This is a genomic window from Nocardia vinacea, from assembly GCF_035920345.1.
Taxonomy (GTDB): Bacteria; Actinomycetota; Actinomycetes; order Mycobacteriales; family Mycobacteriaceae; genus Nocardia; species Nocardia vinacea_A.
The window spans coordinates 582,074-595,597 of record NZ_CP109149.1 but is presented as its reverse complement, the minus strand read 5'-3'; the positions used below and the strand labels follow the sequence as shown (position 1 = coordinate 595,597).

The window sequence follows — 13,524 nt, the reverse complement described above, 5'->3', positions numbered from 1 at the left end:
GAACCGGATGGGCCACAGCCGGTTCCAGCGCCCCGAATCAGTTCAACAGACCGCGCCGGACCAGGAGCGGTTCGATTTCGGGGGCGCGGCCGCGGAAGGATTCGAAGGCCTCGAGCGGGTCGACCGAGCCACCGCGCGAGAGCAGTTCGCGGCGGAAGGCCTCGCCCTTTTCCCGGATGGACGCGTCGCCCTCGTCGAACCACTCGACGGTGTCCGCGTCCAGCACCTCACTCCAGATGTAGGAGTAGTAGCCCGCCGCGTAGCCGCCGGAGAAGATGTGGGCGAAGTAGCCGGACCGGTAGCGCGGCGGAATCGCGTCGATGGCCAGACCCGCTTTGCGCAGAGCTTCCTCCTCGAACGCCTCGGCATCGGTGTCGGCCAGCGCCTCGGGTGCTGGCACGCGATGCCACGCCCAGTCCAGCAGTGTCGCGCCCAGATATTCGACGGTTTTGAAGCCCGTACCGAAACGCTCGGCCTCCGCCATCCGCTCGACCAGTTCGGTGGGCATCGGCGCACCGGTCTCGATATGCCTTGCGTAGTTGGCGAGTACCTCCGGACGCGACATCCACATCTCGTTCACCTGGGACGGGAATTCGACGAAATCCCGCGGCACTTCGGTCCCGGAGAAGAACGGGTACATCACATCCGAGAACAGTCCGTGCAGCGCGTGCCCGAACTCGTGGAAGAGCGTGCGCACGTTGTCCCAGGTGAGCAGTGCGGGTTCGCCCGCGGGCGGCTTCACGATATTGAGGTTGTTGACCACCACCGGCCGCTTCCCCAAAAGCCTTGACTGGCTGACCAATTCGTTCATCCATGCCCCGCCACGCTTCGACGGTCGCGCGAAGAAGTCACCGAGGAACAGTCCGAGCGCACTGCCTTGCGCGTCGAATACCTCGAAGATCCGCACCTCCGGGTGGTATCCGACCAGATCCTTCCGCTCCTGGAAGGTGATCCCGTACACCTGCTCAGCGGCGAAGAAGACACCGTCGCGCAACACCCGTTCGAGCTCGAAATAGGGACGCAACGCTTCCGCGTCAACCGAAAACCGTTCGGCTCGAACCTTTTCCGACCAGAACTGCCAATCCCATGAGCGCAGCTCCTGCCCACCCATGGCCTGTGCCAACTCGGCCGCCTCGCGTTCCGCATTGGCCACCGCGGGTGCGACCAATCGCCCGAGCATTTCCTCCACCGCCGCAGCGGTTTTCGCAGTCTGATCCTCGACCGCATACGCCGCATGATCGGAATAGCCCAGCAGCGCGGCCCGTTCCGCTCGCAATCCGGCGATCCGCACGGCGAGCGCGCCGTTGTCACCCAACCCGCGCCCAAGCGAGGCCGCCATCACCCGCTGCCGCACGTCCCGGTCGGCCAGTTCCGCCAGTACGGGCTGATTCGAAACGTTCTGCAGCCGAAGCGCCCACGCACCGTCACGCCCCAACTCCCGAGCGTTCTCCGCGGCCGCCGCCACGGCCGCCTGCCCCAGCCCCGCCAATTCCGCCGCCGACTCGACGACCACCGTCGCACCATTGGTCGCCGCCAAAATATTCTGCCCGAATTCCGTTGCCGCCGTCGCGAGTTCCGCATTCAACTCACGCAACCGCGCCTGCCCGGCCGCATCCAGCCGAGCCCCGGCCCGCACGAACCGAATATGATATTGCTCCAGCAGTCGCGTTTCCTCGGGATCCGAGCCCAGTTCGTTTCGGCGGCCGTAGAGCGTCTCGACCCGCGCAAAGAGCTCAGGATCCAAGTAGATCGCGTCCCGATGCGCCGCCAGCTTCGGCGATACCTCGGCCTCGATCGCATCGGTGGTCTCGCTGGAATCGGAGCTCGTGATATTGAAGAACACATTCGCGACCCGAGTCAGCACCGCCCCCGAACGCTCCAAGGCCGCAATGGTATTCGCAAAACTCGGCTCCTCCCCGCTCGAGGTGATGGCGGCCACCTCTGCCAGTTGTTGCGCCATCCCTCGCTCGAACGCAGGCAAATAGTGCTCGGTACCGATCTCGGCGAACGGAGGAAGCTCATACGGCAGCGCGCTTGGCTCGAAGAACGGATTGCTCGTCATAGGTGAACCCTATGCTCCGATCGCGCTCCCCTGGCAGCGAAATCGCCGGCGAGCACAGCGCTGACGACGGCGGCACCACGCCGTGCGCCGCGATCGGTAATGTCGAGCGGGTGAGTAGCTGGGTGCGGCGAAAGTTCTACAGAGTCGGGCGATTCGATCGGGCGGTCGGCAGCGCGGTCGCCGAATTACCGGCCTCCTTGGTCGACAGTGGCCTGCTGCGGCTCACGAAGAGCGCCGATTTCAGCACGCTGTGGCTGGTCTGCGCGGCGCTACTCGCCACCCGCCAGGGCACACCACGGCGGGCCGCGCTGCGTGGGGTCGTCTCCGTCGGGAGCGCGAGCCTGGCCGTCAACCTCGGACTCAAGACGCTTATTGCGCGGCGCCGACCGGCCGCCGAACTTTTGCCCGCATACCGGCGGCTGACGCCGGCCCCGAAGTCCTCCTCCTTCCCCTCCGGACACAGCGCCTGCGCGGCGGCATTCGCCACGGCGGTCGCACTCGAAAGTCCGCGCACCGCACTGGTTGTCGCCCCGCTGGCGGCCACCGTCGCCTACTCGCGGGTGCACACCGGCGTGCACTGGAGCTCCGATGTGCTCGTCGGGGCGGCCGTTGGTTCCGGTATCGCATTGGCCACCCGACGCTGGTGGCCGGTGCGTGAATCGGACGAGGCACAGGCCAGGCTGGTCCGGGCGGCGCCCGCACTGGAGGCGGGCAAGGGTCTTTTGGTGTTGGTGAATCCGGTTTCCGGCGATCCGAACTACGATCCCACCGCCGATATCATCGCGGCCCTGCCCGCCGCCACCGTCCTGCGCACCGAACCCGACCTCGATGCCGCCGAACAACTCGAGCGGGCACTCGCCGAACACGCCGGGCCGGTACTGGCGTTGGGCATCGCCGGTGGCGACGGCACCGTGGCGGCCGCGGCCGCGGTGGCGCTGCGGCACGAGTTGCCGCTGGCCGTCATCCCCACCGGCACGCTCAACCATTTCGCGCGTGATCTCGGCGTCTACGATTTGCGCGAGGTGATCGATGCGACCGGGACCGGCGAGGCGGTCGCGGTCGATATCGCACGCGTCGAGTACGGTGACGAAACCGGTTCGCACACCAGGCATTTGATCAATACCGCCAGCATCGGCGCCTATCCGGACCTGGTGCGGCTGCGCGAGCAGTGGCAGGCGCGCTGGGGCAAATGGCCCGCCTTCGCGGCCGCGCTGGTGGTCACTCTGCGCCGGGCCGAACCGATCGAGATCTATCTCGACGATCGGTGGCAGCGAGTGTGGTTCCTGTTCATCGGCAACGGCCCCTACCACCCGCACGGCGCCGTACCCGCCTTCCGTGACCGGCTCGACGCCGGACTACTCGACGTCCGCTGGCTGCGCGCCGATCTGCGCTGGTCACGCACCCGCGCATTGGTGGCGCTGCTGCTGGCCGCGATCGGCCACAGCAAGGTCTACGGCGAGCGCCGCCTACCCGAACTGTATGTGCAATTGCCCAGGCCGGAGGCGCTGGCCACCGATGGCGAGGTGATCGGCAAGGCCACCCACCTGCACTTCACGATGGCGGGCCAGCTCGCTGCCTACCGCCGCGACGAATCGAACCCCCGCTGGGCCGACCGGTTCCGCCCGCACCACCGCCGGGCGCCCTGGCTCCGCGATGCCTTCCGCACGAACCGATGAATTTTCGACGGGAGCGACGTCGATATCGGTATGACGACACACACGCTGGAAACCGCCGGAGCCGAGATCGTGTACGACGTGCACGGGCCACTGCCCACTGATGGGGGACGCCCACCGTTGGTCATGATCGGGCAGCCCATGGATGCCGGCGGGTTCAGCACGCTGGCCTCGTACTTTCCGGATCGCACGGTGGTCACCTACGATCCGCGCGGGCTCGGCCGCAGCACACGGAAGGACGGTCGGGTCGACAACACGCCGATGGTCCAGGCCGAGGACGTACACGCCGTGATCGAGGCGCTCGGCGCGGGCCCGGTCGAGTTGTTCGGGAGCAGCGGCGGCGCGGTCACCGCGCTCGCGCTGGTGGCGGCCTATCCGAACGATGTCAGCACGGTGGTGGCCCATGAGCCGCCGCTGATTCCGGTGCTGCCCGACGCGGCCGCCGCCGAGCGCGCCCGTGCGGGAGTTCGCGACGCATACGAGGCCAAGGGCTTCGGGGCGGGCATGGCGACCTTCATCGCGATGACCTCCTGGCAAGGCGAGTACACCGACGACTACTTCGCCCAGCCCACCGCCGATCCCGCCATGTTCGGAATGCCGAGCGAGGACGACGGTTCCCGGGAAGATCCGCTGCTGTCCGACCGGTCCTGGGCGATCAGCAGCTATCACCTCGATGTCGCCGCGCTGTCCGCCGCACCGACCCGGGTCGTGATCGCCGTCGGCGAGGAGTCCGCGGGCACCTTCACCGCACGCACATCGGCGGCCGCCGCCGCGCTGCTAGGCCGGCAGGCAACCGTATTCCCGAGCCATCACGGCGGCTTCCTCGGTGGCGAATACGGATACCCGGGCCAGCCCGAAGCCTTCGCACGCACACTGCGCGCTGTGTTGGCCGGGCAATAATGACAGAAGTGTGACGCGCTGCTCGGCGGGGACTTTCCGGATCGGACCACGGGTTATACGAGGGGCCGATATGAGGAGGTCAGGTGGCACAGGAATACAACCGGAACCCCGCCGCGGTGGAGGCGCTGTCGCCCGAGCAGTACCACGTCACCCAGCAGGACGGGACCGAGCGGGCGTTCACGGGCGAGTATTGGGACAATCACGAGCCGGGTATCTACGTGGATGTGGTTTCCGGTGAACCGTTGTTCGCCTCGGTCGACAAGTTCGAAAGCGGTTCGGGATGGCCGAGTTTCACCAAGCCGATCGATAGCGAGAACGTCGTCGAGAAGCGGGATTTCAGTCATCTGATGATCCGCACCGAGGTGCGTTCGACGCACGGTGACAGCCATCTCGGGCATGTGTTCACCGACGGACCGCGCGCGGCGGGCGGCCTGCGGTATTGCATCAACTCGGCGGCCCTGCGGTTCATCCACCTCGATGACCTCGAGACGGAAGGCTACGGTCGGTACAGGACCCTGTTTACGAAGGAGGACGCGTGAGCGAGCGCAGCGAGCGAACAATCAACACAGCCGACCTGTTGGTCGTGACGGAGCCGAGCGCCAGCGAGGCGAAGTCATGAGTGACACGCGAAAGGCGATTCTGGCCGGCGGATGCTTCTGGGGCATGCAGGACTTGATTCGTAAGCAGCCGGGGGTTATTTCGACGCGAGTCGGCTACTCCGGCGGGCAAAACGATCACCCCACCTACCGCAACCACCCGGGCCATGCCGAGGCCGTGGAGATCATCTACGACCCGGCGCAGACCGACTACCGGGCGCTGCTGGAGTTCTTCTTCCAGATCCACGATCCGACGACGAAGGACCGCCAGGGCAACGACATCGGCTCCAGCTACCGTTCGGCGATCTTCTATCTCGACGACGAGCAGAAGCGCGTCGCGCTGGAAACCATCGTCGATGTCGATGACTCGGGCCTGTGGCCGGGCAAGGTGGTCACCGAGGTGACCGCGGCGAGTGAGTTCTGGGAGGCCGAGCCCGACCACCAGGACTACCTGCTGCGCTACCCGGACGGCTACACCTGCCACTTCCCGCGACCGGGCTGGAAGCTGCCGAAGCGGCAGAACGCACAGTAGGTTGTGTGCCGCAATTGATTGCGGCACAAGGTATTCGATGCGCCGGGCACCCCTTGACACCAGGGGGTGCCCGGCGGGCGACCATCTGCCACCGCTGGGAACGATTATGTACTCCCGGTGAAGGATTCGAGTTCATTGCGCAACTCCGCGACCTCGGCGGCCAGCTCGTCCCGCAGCTGTTCGCGTTCTCGGAGGCCGGCGCGCAGGTTGTCCACCGTGTCGTTCATCGCCTCCAATTTCCGATCGGCCCCGGCCAGCCGCCACTCGACGACCGCGCGACGGTCGATCTCCGCGCTGGCGTACATCACCCAGCCCACAACGTAATCCAGCCACTCCGGCTGTTTGGGCATGCGCTGGTCCGCATCCCACCCCCGCCGCACCGACGGCTTCGACGACAGCACCCGATCGACGCTCGGTCCCGTCAGCTGTACGAGGTCGAACTTTCCGGCACTCGTCACCACCGCGGTGAGGCGGAAGCGCCCGGCGAGGTGCATCCGCAACTCCGCAGCACCCCGGCCATCGGTATCGATCGCACCGAGCCACGGACCTTCCGCCGCATCGATGATCGACCCGAGCACCCCGAGTTGCCCGGCAGTGCGCCGCCCCCGCGTCACCCGCTCGCGGAGCTCATCGGGCGTTGCGGACATCTGATCCCAGTGCATGGCGCCTCCTCCCTGTCTCGCGTTCTGACTATCGACAGTTTCACCGCTCGGCCACGGGTGTGAGGGCGCGGCGCGCCAGGGTCAGCCATCGGAGTTGTCCGGCTCGGGCTACGGCGTCGTCGGGCGCGGTGGTCAGCAGCAGGATTACATCGTCGACGGTGATATCCGGATAGAGCGAACCGTCACGGTGGGCGGCGGTGACGAGTTGTTCGACCGCGGCGCGGCCACGCTGCTGGATTTCCTGCAGTGCGTCCTCGGCGAGTCCGGCGACGGCGAATCTGAGCAGTCGTTCCTGGCGCATATCGAGCACGACGGCCTGCAGCAGGGCGACGATCTCGTCGATCGCCGAACCGGTGCCGTCGGTGACGCGGGCCAGCGCCGCGTCCAGCGATCGGCCGATCACGGCCGCCAGGTCGGCGACGATGGCGTCGATGAGGTCCTTTTTGGTCGGGAAGTGCCGGTAGAGCGTCCCGACCGCAACGCCCGCCGCCGCCGCGATCTCGTCCATCCCGATGCCGGGGCCTCGGTCGATCACGAGATCGCGGGCGGCCGTGCGGATTGCTTCCCGATTGCGCAGCGCATCGGCGCGTCTCGTAGGACGTTCGGTCATGGTTCTCCTTGCCCAGAACATGAACTACTGGTTCACTTTAATGTGAACGCATCGTTCATGTTAGGAGCAACGCTGATGAGCAGATGGACCGACACCGAAATTCCTGACCAGAGCGGACGCATCGCCGTGGTCACCGGGGCCAATACCGGACTCGGCTACGAGACGGCTCGGGCGCTGGCCGAACACGGCGCCGTCGTAGTCCTGGCCTGCCGCAACACCGACAAAGCCAAGGATGCGGCCGATCGGATCCGCAGGCTGGTACCCGAGGCAACTATCGACGTCGCCGAACTCGACTTGGGTGCGCTGGAGTCGGTCCGTGACGCGGGCGCGGCGATCCGCGATCGCTACGATCGCATCGACCTCTTGATCAATAATGCCGGCGTGACCGGCTTGACCGGCACCACGGCCGATGGATTCGAAATCCAATGGGGCATAAATCATCTCGGCCACTTCGCGTTGACCGGACTGCTGCTCGACAGGATCGTCGCAGCGCCGGCCGGACGTATCGTCACGGTCAGCAGCATCGGCCATCGGTTCGGCTGCATCGACGCCGACGACCCGGCCGCACCGACCGGAAATGCCTACGCCAAATCGAAACTCGCCAACCTGCTCTTCACCTATGAACTCGACCGCCGCCTCACCGACACACCGGCCATCGCCGCAGCCGCGCATCCCGGTGGCGCGAGCACCGAGATCTTCCGCTACTCCCCCGCAGGCTTCCGGTTGCCGAATCTCGCTATCGCCCGCTTGTTCGGCCGCACTCCCGCCATGGGTGCGCTGCCCACCCTCCGCGCCGCCACGGACCCGGACGTCAAAGGCGGCGAATATTACGGCCCCTCAGGGCTATTCGAGATTCAGGGCAATCCCGTGCGGGTCGAATCCAGCGCACGGTCGCGCGATGTCCGGCGGCAGGGGCGGCTCTGGGACGTGTCCGAGGAACTGACCGGCGTCCGCTACAGATTCCGATGAGAGACGGGACCGGGTGCGCGATCCGGTCCCGTCACCATCCGATCAACCCAGCTGATAGCCCTCCCGCGCGAGCGAGAACCAGTGTCCGGTACGGGTATTCGCGCACTTCATACCGGACGTCTGGCTCTCGCAGACCACTTCGCCGGACCGGAACGACTGACCGTAGTCGAGGATCGGCAGACTGCTGTCCCGGATCGTGTCACCGTGGCAGGTGAACCGCGCCGGATCCCCCTGGAACAGCACGATGCGGTCGCCATACGCCTGATAGCAGTTGCTCGGCTTGGCCGGCGCCGCATACGAATAGTCGCCGATCTCACAGACCGCACCCTTATCGGCAACCACACAGGTCATATTTCCGGACGGCGACCGAAACCCGTTCGACAGATCCGGCTGCTGCGCCCCCGCCACCCCGAAGGCCAGCATCGACCCGGACACTGCCGCCAATGCCGCAATACCCACCCGATTCGTCATCCGAACTGCCCCCAATTCACGATCCGATGCGGCAGGCTACGCCCGCCGATCGACACCGGACCACACAGAGAAGTTCGCGGATTGCTCGAGAAGTGCATCAGTGGGAAGGGCCCCAAGCTTCTCTGGGCGGCCTTCCTCACGGCACCGATCCTCCACGAAATCGACACTCGCCCCAAGATGTGGCTACCGCCGAAACGGTGGTTACCTCACCGCTCCGGTGGAGAATCCTCCGGAGACGGAGCCTCGCTGGTGCGGGTCAGGATGGTGCGCAGGACCAACTCCGGGTCATCGATCATGGGGACGTGCCCGGCACCGGGCAGAACCTCGAACGTGACGCCTGGTAGGCGCTGCTGGGCGATCGCGCCATTGACCGCTACCGGAAAGATACGGTCGGCCTGCGACCAGGCCACGGTAATCGGGCAAGGTAGCCGCTCGAACTCCGCAATCGCATCTTTGGTATTGAGCAGATCATCGGTGACCGTGCAACCGAGCAGATCCGCGACGATGCCCTCGGCGGCCGATGATTCGAGGCGATCGCCGTGTTCGGCGATGACCCGCAAGGCCAACCGCCGCACCAGCGATGACCGTAGCGTCAGCGGTGCGAGCGGCCGGGTCAGGCGCGCGAAGGTGACGTTGCGCGCGATGGTGGCGGAGGAATCGGCATGCCCGGTACCGCCCGCATCCCAGAATCCGGCGGGTGAGAGCGCGCAGACAGTACGTGCACGACCCCGACGTGCCAACTCGATAGCGGTCCACCCGCCGAGCGAGTTCCCGACCAGATGCGCTGTTGCCCAACCATTTTCATCGAGCAGCCGTTCGACCTCGTCGACAAAGTCGGTAATCCGCGCCGGGCGCCGCGACACCGCCGCCCCACCCCGATGCCCCAGCGCAGTCGGCGCGAGCACCTGGTACCGGGCGGACAGCTGCGGAATCAACGGATCCCACACCCGCGCCGACATCGCCACACCATGCAACAGCACAAGCGGGTCACCGCTCATCGGACACGTCCCACATTGACGTCCATGGCCTGTCTCCTCGTCGATGTCGCCTCGGTACATGTCTACATCAACGGGCCTGCGTGGGCCGAACGGCCGCGCGGAATCGCGGATTACATCCGATAGCTCCTGGCCTGCGATCTGGTTGCGATCGAGGACTGGGCAGCCTGGGCTTGTCGCGCCACAGCCGCCTGCGCCACGTCACGAGCAACCTTGGCATGCGCCTCCCTGGCGCTCAGCTTGTCCGCTGCCACCTCGCTCAGCCGGGTGAGCTGCTCGCGACGCAACCCATGCGCGACCGTAGTCCGTAGTTCGTAGTCGAGCTGGTCCAAACGGCGATACAGCTCGGTGAGCTGATCGGCATTGACCTTCGCATGGTCGACTCGCTCGACTTCTGCAACGAGATCGCGATACCGCATTTCCAGACTGCGCATTTCGTGGCCCTCCACGCTTGCCCCCCCGGCCGATCTGCCGCTATGAAGCCAGAATACGGACACCCGAGGGTCGCGACGAGCTATTGTTGCTTTCCCTTGGGGCACTCCGTGTTTCATGCTTGCCGTAGTTCGTGGGAGGGACGCGTAGGCGTGTTGGGACCTGCAATATCCGCGCTGGCCGTGCTGTTGGGAGTCGTGCTCGGCGGGTGGCTGACGATCCGGAATCAAGAACGGCAATGGCACCGTGATCACCAGCGCGAGTGGCGAGATATCAGGCTGTCGACCTACAACGAGTTCGCATCGGCTTACCGGCAGTATGTCGCCTTCGCGCTCGAGCCGACCGCGCTGATCTCGGCCGTTCCGCATCCTCAGGCACCCGATGAGCTGATGCCGTTTTTCGACGAAGCCGGGCGACCGTATAAGGAGAGACTCGAGTCCGCGTGGGTCGCATTGAGGATCGTGTGCAAGTCGGAACAGACAGTTGCGACCGGACTGCAAATACTCACAGCGGCACGTCAAGTCGCGGCGGCCCGCGCAAACCACAGTGCGAGCGAAATTCCGCCGAAGCTGTTCCAGCAGTTATGGACCGCGCAGGACGAGTTCATCGCCGCCACTCGCGTCGAACTGGGGGTAGCGGGCGTGCGCCCGTTCAACGAGCTCGAGTGACGATCCGCAGACGCTGCGTCCGATCAGTCGCGGTCGGTGTGGATGACCTGGACCGGGACGTCATCGGCCCAGGGTTGGCGGGTCACCATGTCGGCGACATTTACTGTGCCGCGTTCGAATTCGCCGGTGGCGGCGTCGACAAGGCAGTAGCGCATTCCCGGTAGGAACGAAATCTCGTACGGTAAACGGTTTCCGGCGATACGGATGCGACGAACAATACGAGCACACCGAAGATCATCCGATGTCCGTAGCGCGATGACGTCCGGCTTCAGTTGTGAAGAGGAGGTGGGTCGAGTTCATCGCCAGCGTGTCCGGTGCCGAAAACAATTCTGACGCAGGGATTTCACCGTTTCACAACCCAACTGTTAACGTGTGAGGCATGGGGGAGACGTTGGTGAAGCGGGCGTTCAAGTACCGCTTCTATCCGACCGAACAGCAGGAGCGGGAGCTTGTGCGCACGTTCGGATGTGTCCGCCTGGTCTACAACAAGGCCCTGGAAGCCAGGACTGCCGCTTGGTACACCGAGCAGCGTCGCGTCAACTACAACGAAACCTCGGCGATGCTGACTGCGTGGAAGAAAACCGATGATCTGAAGTTCTTGGGTGAGGTGTCGTCGGTGCCGTTGCAGCAGGCATTGCGGCATCTGCAGGGCGCGTTCGCGAGTTTCTTCGACAAGCGGGGGCGTTACCCGCGTTTCAAGTCGAGGAAGAAGTCTCGCTCCTCGGCGGAGTACACGCGGTCGGCATTCACATTCCGTGACGGGCAACTCACCCTCGCGAAGATGGCCGACCCATTGAATATCGTGTGGTCTCGGCCGTTGCCCGAGGGTGCGCAACCGTCCACGGTCACGGTGTCTTGTGACGGCGCGGGCCGATGGTTCGTGTCGGTGCTCACCGAGACTGCGGTCACCGACCATCCGCACACCGACAGCGTCGTTGGTGTGGATGCCGGGATCACCTCGCTGCTGGCGTTGTCGACCGGTGAGAAGATCACCAATCCCAGACATCAGCGGCGAGAACAGGCGCGGCTGGTGAAAGCTCAACGCGCCCTTGCCCGCAAGGCCAAGGGTTCGTTGAACCGCGAGAAGGCTCGCCGGAAGGTGGCGCGTCTCCACGCTCGTATCACCGACCGCCGCAGAGACTATCTGCACAAACTCAGTACTCGCCTCGTTCGTGAGAACCAAACGATCGTGATCGAGGATCTGAACGTGGCCGGGATGCTAGGCAATCACAGTCTGGCGCGTGCGATCTCCGATGCCTCGTGGTCGCAGTTGCGTTCCATGCTGGAATACAAGGCCGCCTGGTACAGGCGTGAGGTGATCGCCGTGGACCGGTGGTTCCCGTCGAGCAAGACCTGCTCGGCGTGTGGGTCCGTGAACGACGCTATGGCGTTGGATGTGCGGGAATGGGTGTGCCGGTGCGGTGTGACCCACGATCGCGACATCAACGCCGCGAGGAATATTTTGGCCGCCGGGCTGGTGGTCGCTGCCTGTGGAGGCGGTGTAAGACCAACCCGGCAGTCGTCGGCGCGGCAGTCGCCGGTGAAGCAGGAAACCCGACCTGTGAAGGTCGGAATCCCCCGCCTCTAGGCGCGGAGAGAAAGCCAAGAAGACATTCCATTCCAACGCACGCACATCGACATTCGCGAATCCATCGATCCCCTTGGTGGCCAACGCGATCAGCCAGCCACCGAGAATATAAAGACAGACCTTGCCGACATAGAACAAATGCAGCGCGACCGGCGTCCCGAATCCCACCTCGGCCCAGTGCCGCGCCATCGGCCGGAGCCGCTCACTGCGAGTGCCTTTACTCCACTCCGCCATATCGACCACAGGCAGGTCGGGTTCGAGAAACCCCATCAAGCACTCTCCGATTCGCCGACACCGGAGCACCAAGCCGAATCACGTACCCCGATGTGCTCCGATACGTTGACAGCTCGACCATTTGCTGTCAATAACGGGTCCCGACGAACGAGATGATGGCGTGGACGGTCGGCGGGTAGCTGCTTTGACGGCCGGGGCTATCGGCGTTAGTTTCGTGTTCGTGTCTGGTACTCCGCGCTTTCCGGGACTGAAGTCGGCCGATGCGGATTGGCTGGTGCAAACCGCATTAGCGGTCGGTGCGGAGCGAGGGTTTCCGCCGCTGGCGGTGGCAGTTGTCGACCTTGCGGGCGAGGTGATCGCCCTGCGGCGAGGCGACGGCGGTATGCCTATGACCAGTCGAATCGCGATGGCCAAGGCGCGCACCGCGCTGCTTGCACTGCGCCCCTCCGGCCAGATCGAACTGCCCGGCGGAATCGTCGACAGCATCCAGCACCTCTACGGCGGCGACTTCGTCCCATGGGCAGGCGGTGTTCTGATCACCGACGGTGACTTGATCCTCGGCGCCGCAGGCGCATCCGGAGCCCACGCTCTCGAAGACGAAGCAGCCGTGCAAACAGCGGTGCAGCGGTGGCAGGATAACCGTTCCGCTGAATAGCCGGGCGCCCGCGGCTCACACTCGGGTGTCAGTAGACAAACGGATGTCCACTTACTCCATCCTGAATTACGTTGCAGGGCAATAGATCTCCATGCCACATGCTTATATCGCGTGTCGTCGGATGCGTGTGGTCCGGATTGCCGGACAGCGTTCGGGCGTGAGCAAGCGCTCACGAAGTCTTGTCGCTCTTCGGCAGGTCCTCCGTGTTGGTCAGCGCTGCCCAGTAGTCATCGCGAAGCGCGTCCCACAGATCGGCGTGCTTGGGGAGTAACTCGCGAGCGGTAACCAGATCGGGATACGGCTCGAACATGATCGTTCCGGCTTGTGCTTCCGGAAGTGGCGTCTGTGCGGGCAGGCGATATGCGGTGAACGATTCGAAGATGAATTGCGCGCGCAGGATCCGCGGAGCGCGGTCCACCATTTGCCACACCGCGGTCTTGCGGCCATCCTGGGTTCGCGTGGTACGCAACCTATCTC

At 65.1% G+C, this 13,524-nt stretch carries 15 protein-coding genes and 2 pseudogenes; 8 read left to right on the top strand and 9 right to left on the bottom strand.

The window, feature by feature from the left end:
* Positions 1 to 37: 37 nt before the first annotated feature.
* A complete protein-coding gene (locus OIE68_RS02775; protein WP_327097822.1) occupies positions 38 to 2,062 on the bottom strand; it encodes a M3 family metallopeptidase in 2,025 nt (674 codons plus the stop codon).
* Between the two features lie 11 nt (positions 2,063 to 2,073).
* Between OIE68_RS02775 and OIE68_RS02770 the strand changes: the two genes are divergently transcribed.
* The 4 genes from OIE68_RS02770 (at position 2,074) to msrA (ending at position 5,763) form a co-directional block, all read left to right on the top strand.
* Positions 2,074 to 3,738, top strand: coding sequence for a bifunctional phosphatase PAP2/diacylglycerol kinase family protein (locus tag OIE68_RS02770; protein WP_327097821.1), 1,665 nt, complete (start codon positions 2,074 to 2,076; stop codon positions 3,736 to 3,738).
* Positions 3,739 to 3,768: 30 nt separating this feature from the next.
* The gene (locus OIE68_RS02765; RefSeq protein WP_327097820.1) at positions 3,769 to 4,635 is read left to right on the top strand and encodes an alpha/beta hydrolase; all 867 of its coding nucleotides are present in this window, start codon (positions 3,769 to 3,771) and stop codon (positions 4,633 to 4,635) included.
* A gap of 83 nt (positions 4,636 to 4,718) precedes the next feature.
* Positions 4,719 to 5,174 carry a peptide-methionine (R)-S-oxide reductase MsrB gene (msrB, locus tag OIE68_RS02760; protein WP_327097819.1) on the top strand — a complete coding sequence of 152 codons (456 nt, stop codon included), beginning with the start codon at positions 4,719 to 4,721 and terminating at the stop codon, positions 5,172 to 5,174.
* A gap of 76 nt (positions 5,175 to 5,250) precedes the next feature.
* Positions 5,251 to 5,763 carry a peptide-methionine (S)-S-oxide reductase MsrA gene (gene msrA, locus OIE68_RS02755; protein WP_327097818.1) on the top strand — a complete coding sequence of 171 codons (513 nt, stop codon included), beginning with the start codon at positions 5,251 to 5,253 and terminating at the stop codon, positions 5,761 to 5,763.
* 104 nt (positions 5,764 to 5,867) lie between these two features.
* Here the strand turns inward: msrA and OIE68_RS02750 are convergent, their stop codons facing one another.
* Positions 5,868 to 6,425 (bottom strand): hypothetical protein, encoded by a 558-nt coding sequence (locus OIE68_RS02750; protein WP_327097817.1) that lies wholly within the window; start codon positions 6,423 to 6,425, stop codon positions 5,868 to 5,870.
* 40 nt (positions 6,426 to 6,465) lie between these two features.
* Positions 6,466 to 7,035: a TetR/AcrR family transcriptional regulator gene (locus tag OIE68_RS02745; protein WP_327097816.1), complete on the bottom strand. Its 570-nt coding sequence runs from the start codon at positions 7,033 to 7,035 to the stop codon at positions 6,466 to 6,468.
* 75 nt (positions 7,036 to 7,110) lie between these two features.
* Here OIE68_RS02745 and OIE68_RS02740 point away from each other — a divergent pair, with 75 nt between their 5' ends.
* Entirely contained in the window at positions 7,111 to 8,004 is an 894-nt protein-coding gene (locus OIE68_RS02740) for an oxidoreductase (protein WP_327097815.1), read from the top strand.
* 42 nt (positions 8,005 to 8,046) lie between these two features.
* Here the strand turns inward: OIE68_RS02740 and OIE68_RS02735 are convergent, their stop codons facing one another.
* From OIE68_RS02735 to OIE68_RS02725, 3 genes are all read right to left on the bottom strand, one after another.
* On the bottom strand, positions 8,047 to 8,475 hold the full coding sequence (locus OIE68_RS02735) for a DUF6636 domain-containing protein (protein WP_327097814.1): 429 nt from the start codon (positions 8,473 to 8,475) through the stop codon (positions 8,047 to 8,049).
* A gap of 206 nt (positions 8,476 to 8,681) precedes the next feature.
* A complete protein-coding gene (locus OIE68_RS02730; RefSeq protein WP_327097813.1) occupies positions 8,682 to 9,473 on the bottom strand; it encodes an alpha/beta hydrolase in 792 nt (263 codons plus the stop codon).
* A gap of 110 nt (positions 9,474 to 9,583) precedes the next feature.
* Positions 9,584 to 9,904, bottom strand: a complete 321-nt coding sequence (locus tag OIE68_RS02725; RefSeq protein WP_327097812.1) for a hypothetical protein — start codon at positions 9,902 to 9,904, stop codon at positions 9,584 to 9,586.
* A gap of 150 nt (positions 9,905 to 10,054) precedes the next feature.
* Here OIE68_RS02725 and OIE68_RS02720 point away from each other — a divergent pair, with 150 nt between their 5' ends.
* Positions 10,055 to 10,570 (top strand): hypothetical protein, encoded by a 516-nt coding sequence (locus OIE68_RS02720; protein ID WP_327097811.1) that lies wholly within the window; start codon positions 10,055 to 10,057, stop codon positions 10,568 to 10,570.
* A gap of 23 nt (positions 10,571 to 10,593) precedes the next feature.
* Here the strand turns inward: OIE68_RS02720 and OIE68_RS02715 are convergent.
* Positions 10,594 to 10,719 (bottom strand): annotated as a pseudogene (locus tag OIE68_RS02715) (DUF3556 domain-containing protein); the annotation flags it as partial.
* A 230-nt stretch (positions 10,720 to 10,949) separates the two neighbouring features.
* On the opposite strand from OIE68_RS02715, the gene OIE68_RS02710 reads away from it, so the two are divergent.
* Positions 10,950 to 12,158, top strand: coding sequence for an RNA-guided endonuclease TnpB family protein (locus OIE68_RS02710; protein ID WP_327097810.1), 1,209 nt, complete (start codon positions 10,950 to 10,952; stop codon positions 12,156 to 12,158).
* A 48-nt stretch (positions 12,159 to 12,206) separates the two neighbouring features.
* On the opposite strand, the pseudogene OIE68_RS02705 reads toward OIE68_RS02710, so the two are convergent.
* Positions 12,207 to 12,428: pseudogene (locus OIE68_RS02705) on the bottom strand (DUF3556 domain-containing protein); the annotation flags it as partial.
* Positions 12,429 to 12,612: 184 nt separating this feature from the next.
* Between OIE68_RS02705 and OIE68_RS02700 the strand changes: the two are divergent.
* A complete protein-coding gene (locus OIE68_RS02700; protein WP_327097809.1) occupies positions 12,613 to 13,047 on the top strand; it encodes a heme-binding protein in 435 nt (144 codons plus the stop codon).
* A 169-nt stretch (positions 13,048 to 13,216) separates the two neighbouring features.
* Here OIE68_RS02700 and OIE68_RS02695 read toward each other — a convergent pair whose 3' ends face one another.
* Positions 13,217 to 13,516: a hypothetical protein gene (locus tag OIE68_RS02695; RefSeq protein WP_327097808.1), complete on the bottom strand. Its 300-nt coding sequence runs from the start codon at positions 13,514 to 13,516 to the stop codon at positions 13,217 to 13,219.
* Positions 13,517 to 13,524 lie beyond the last annotated feature (8 nt).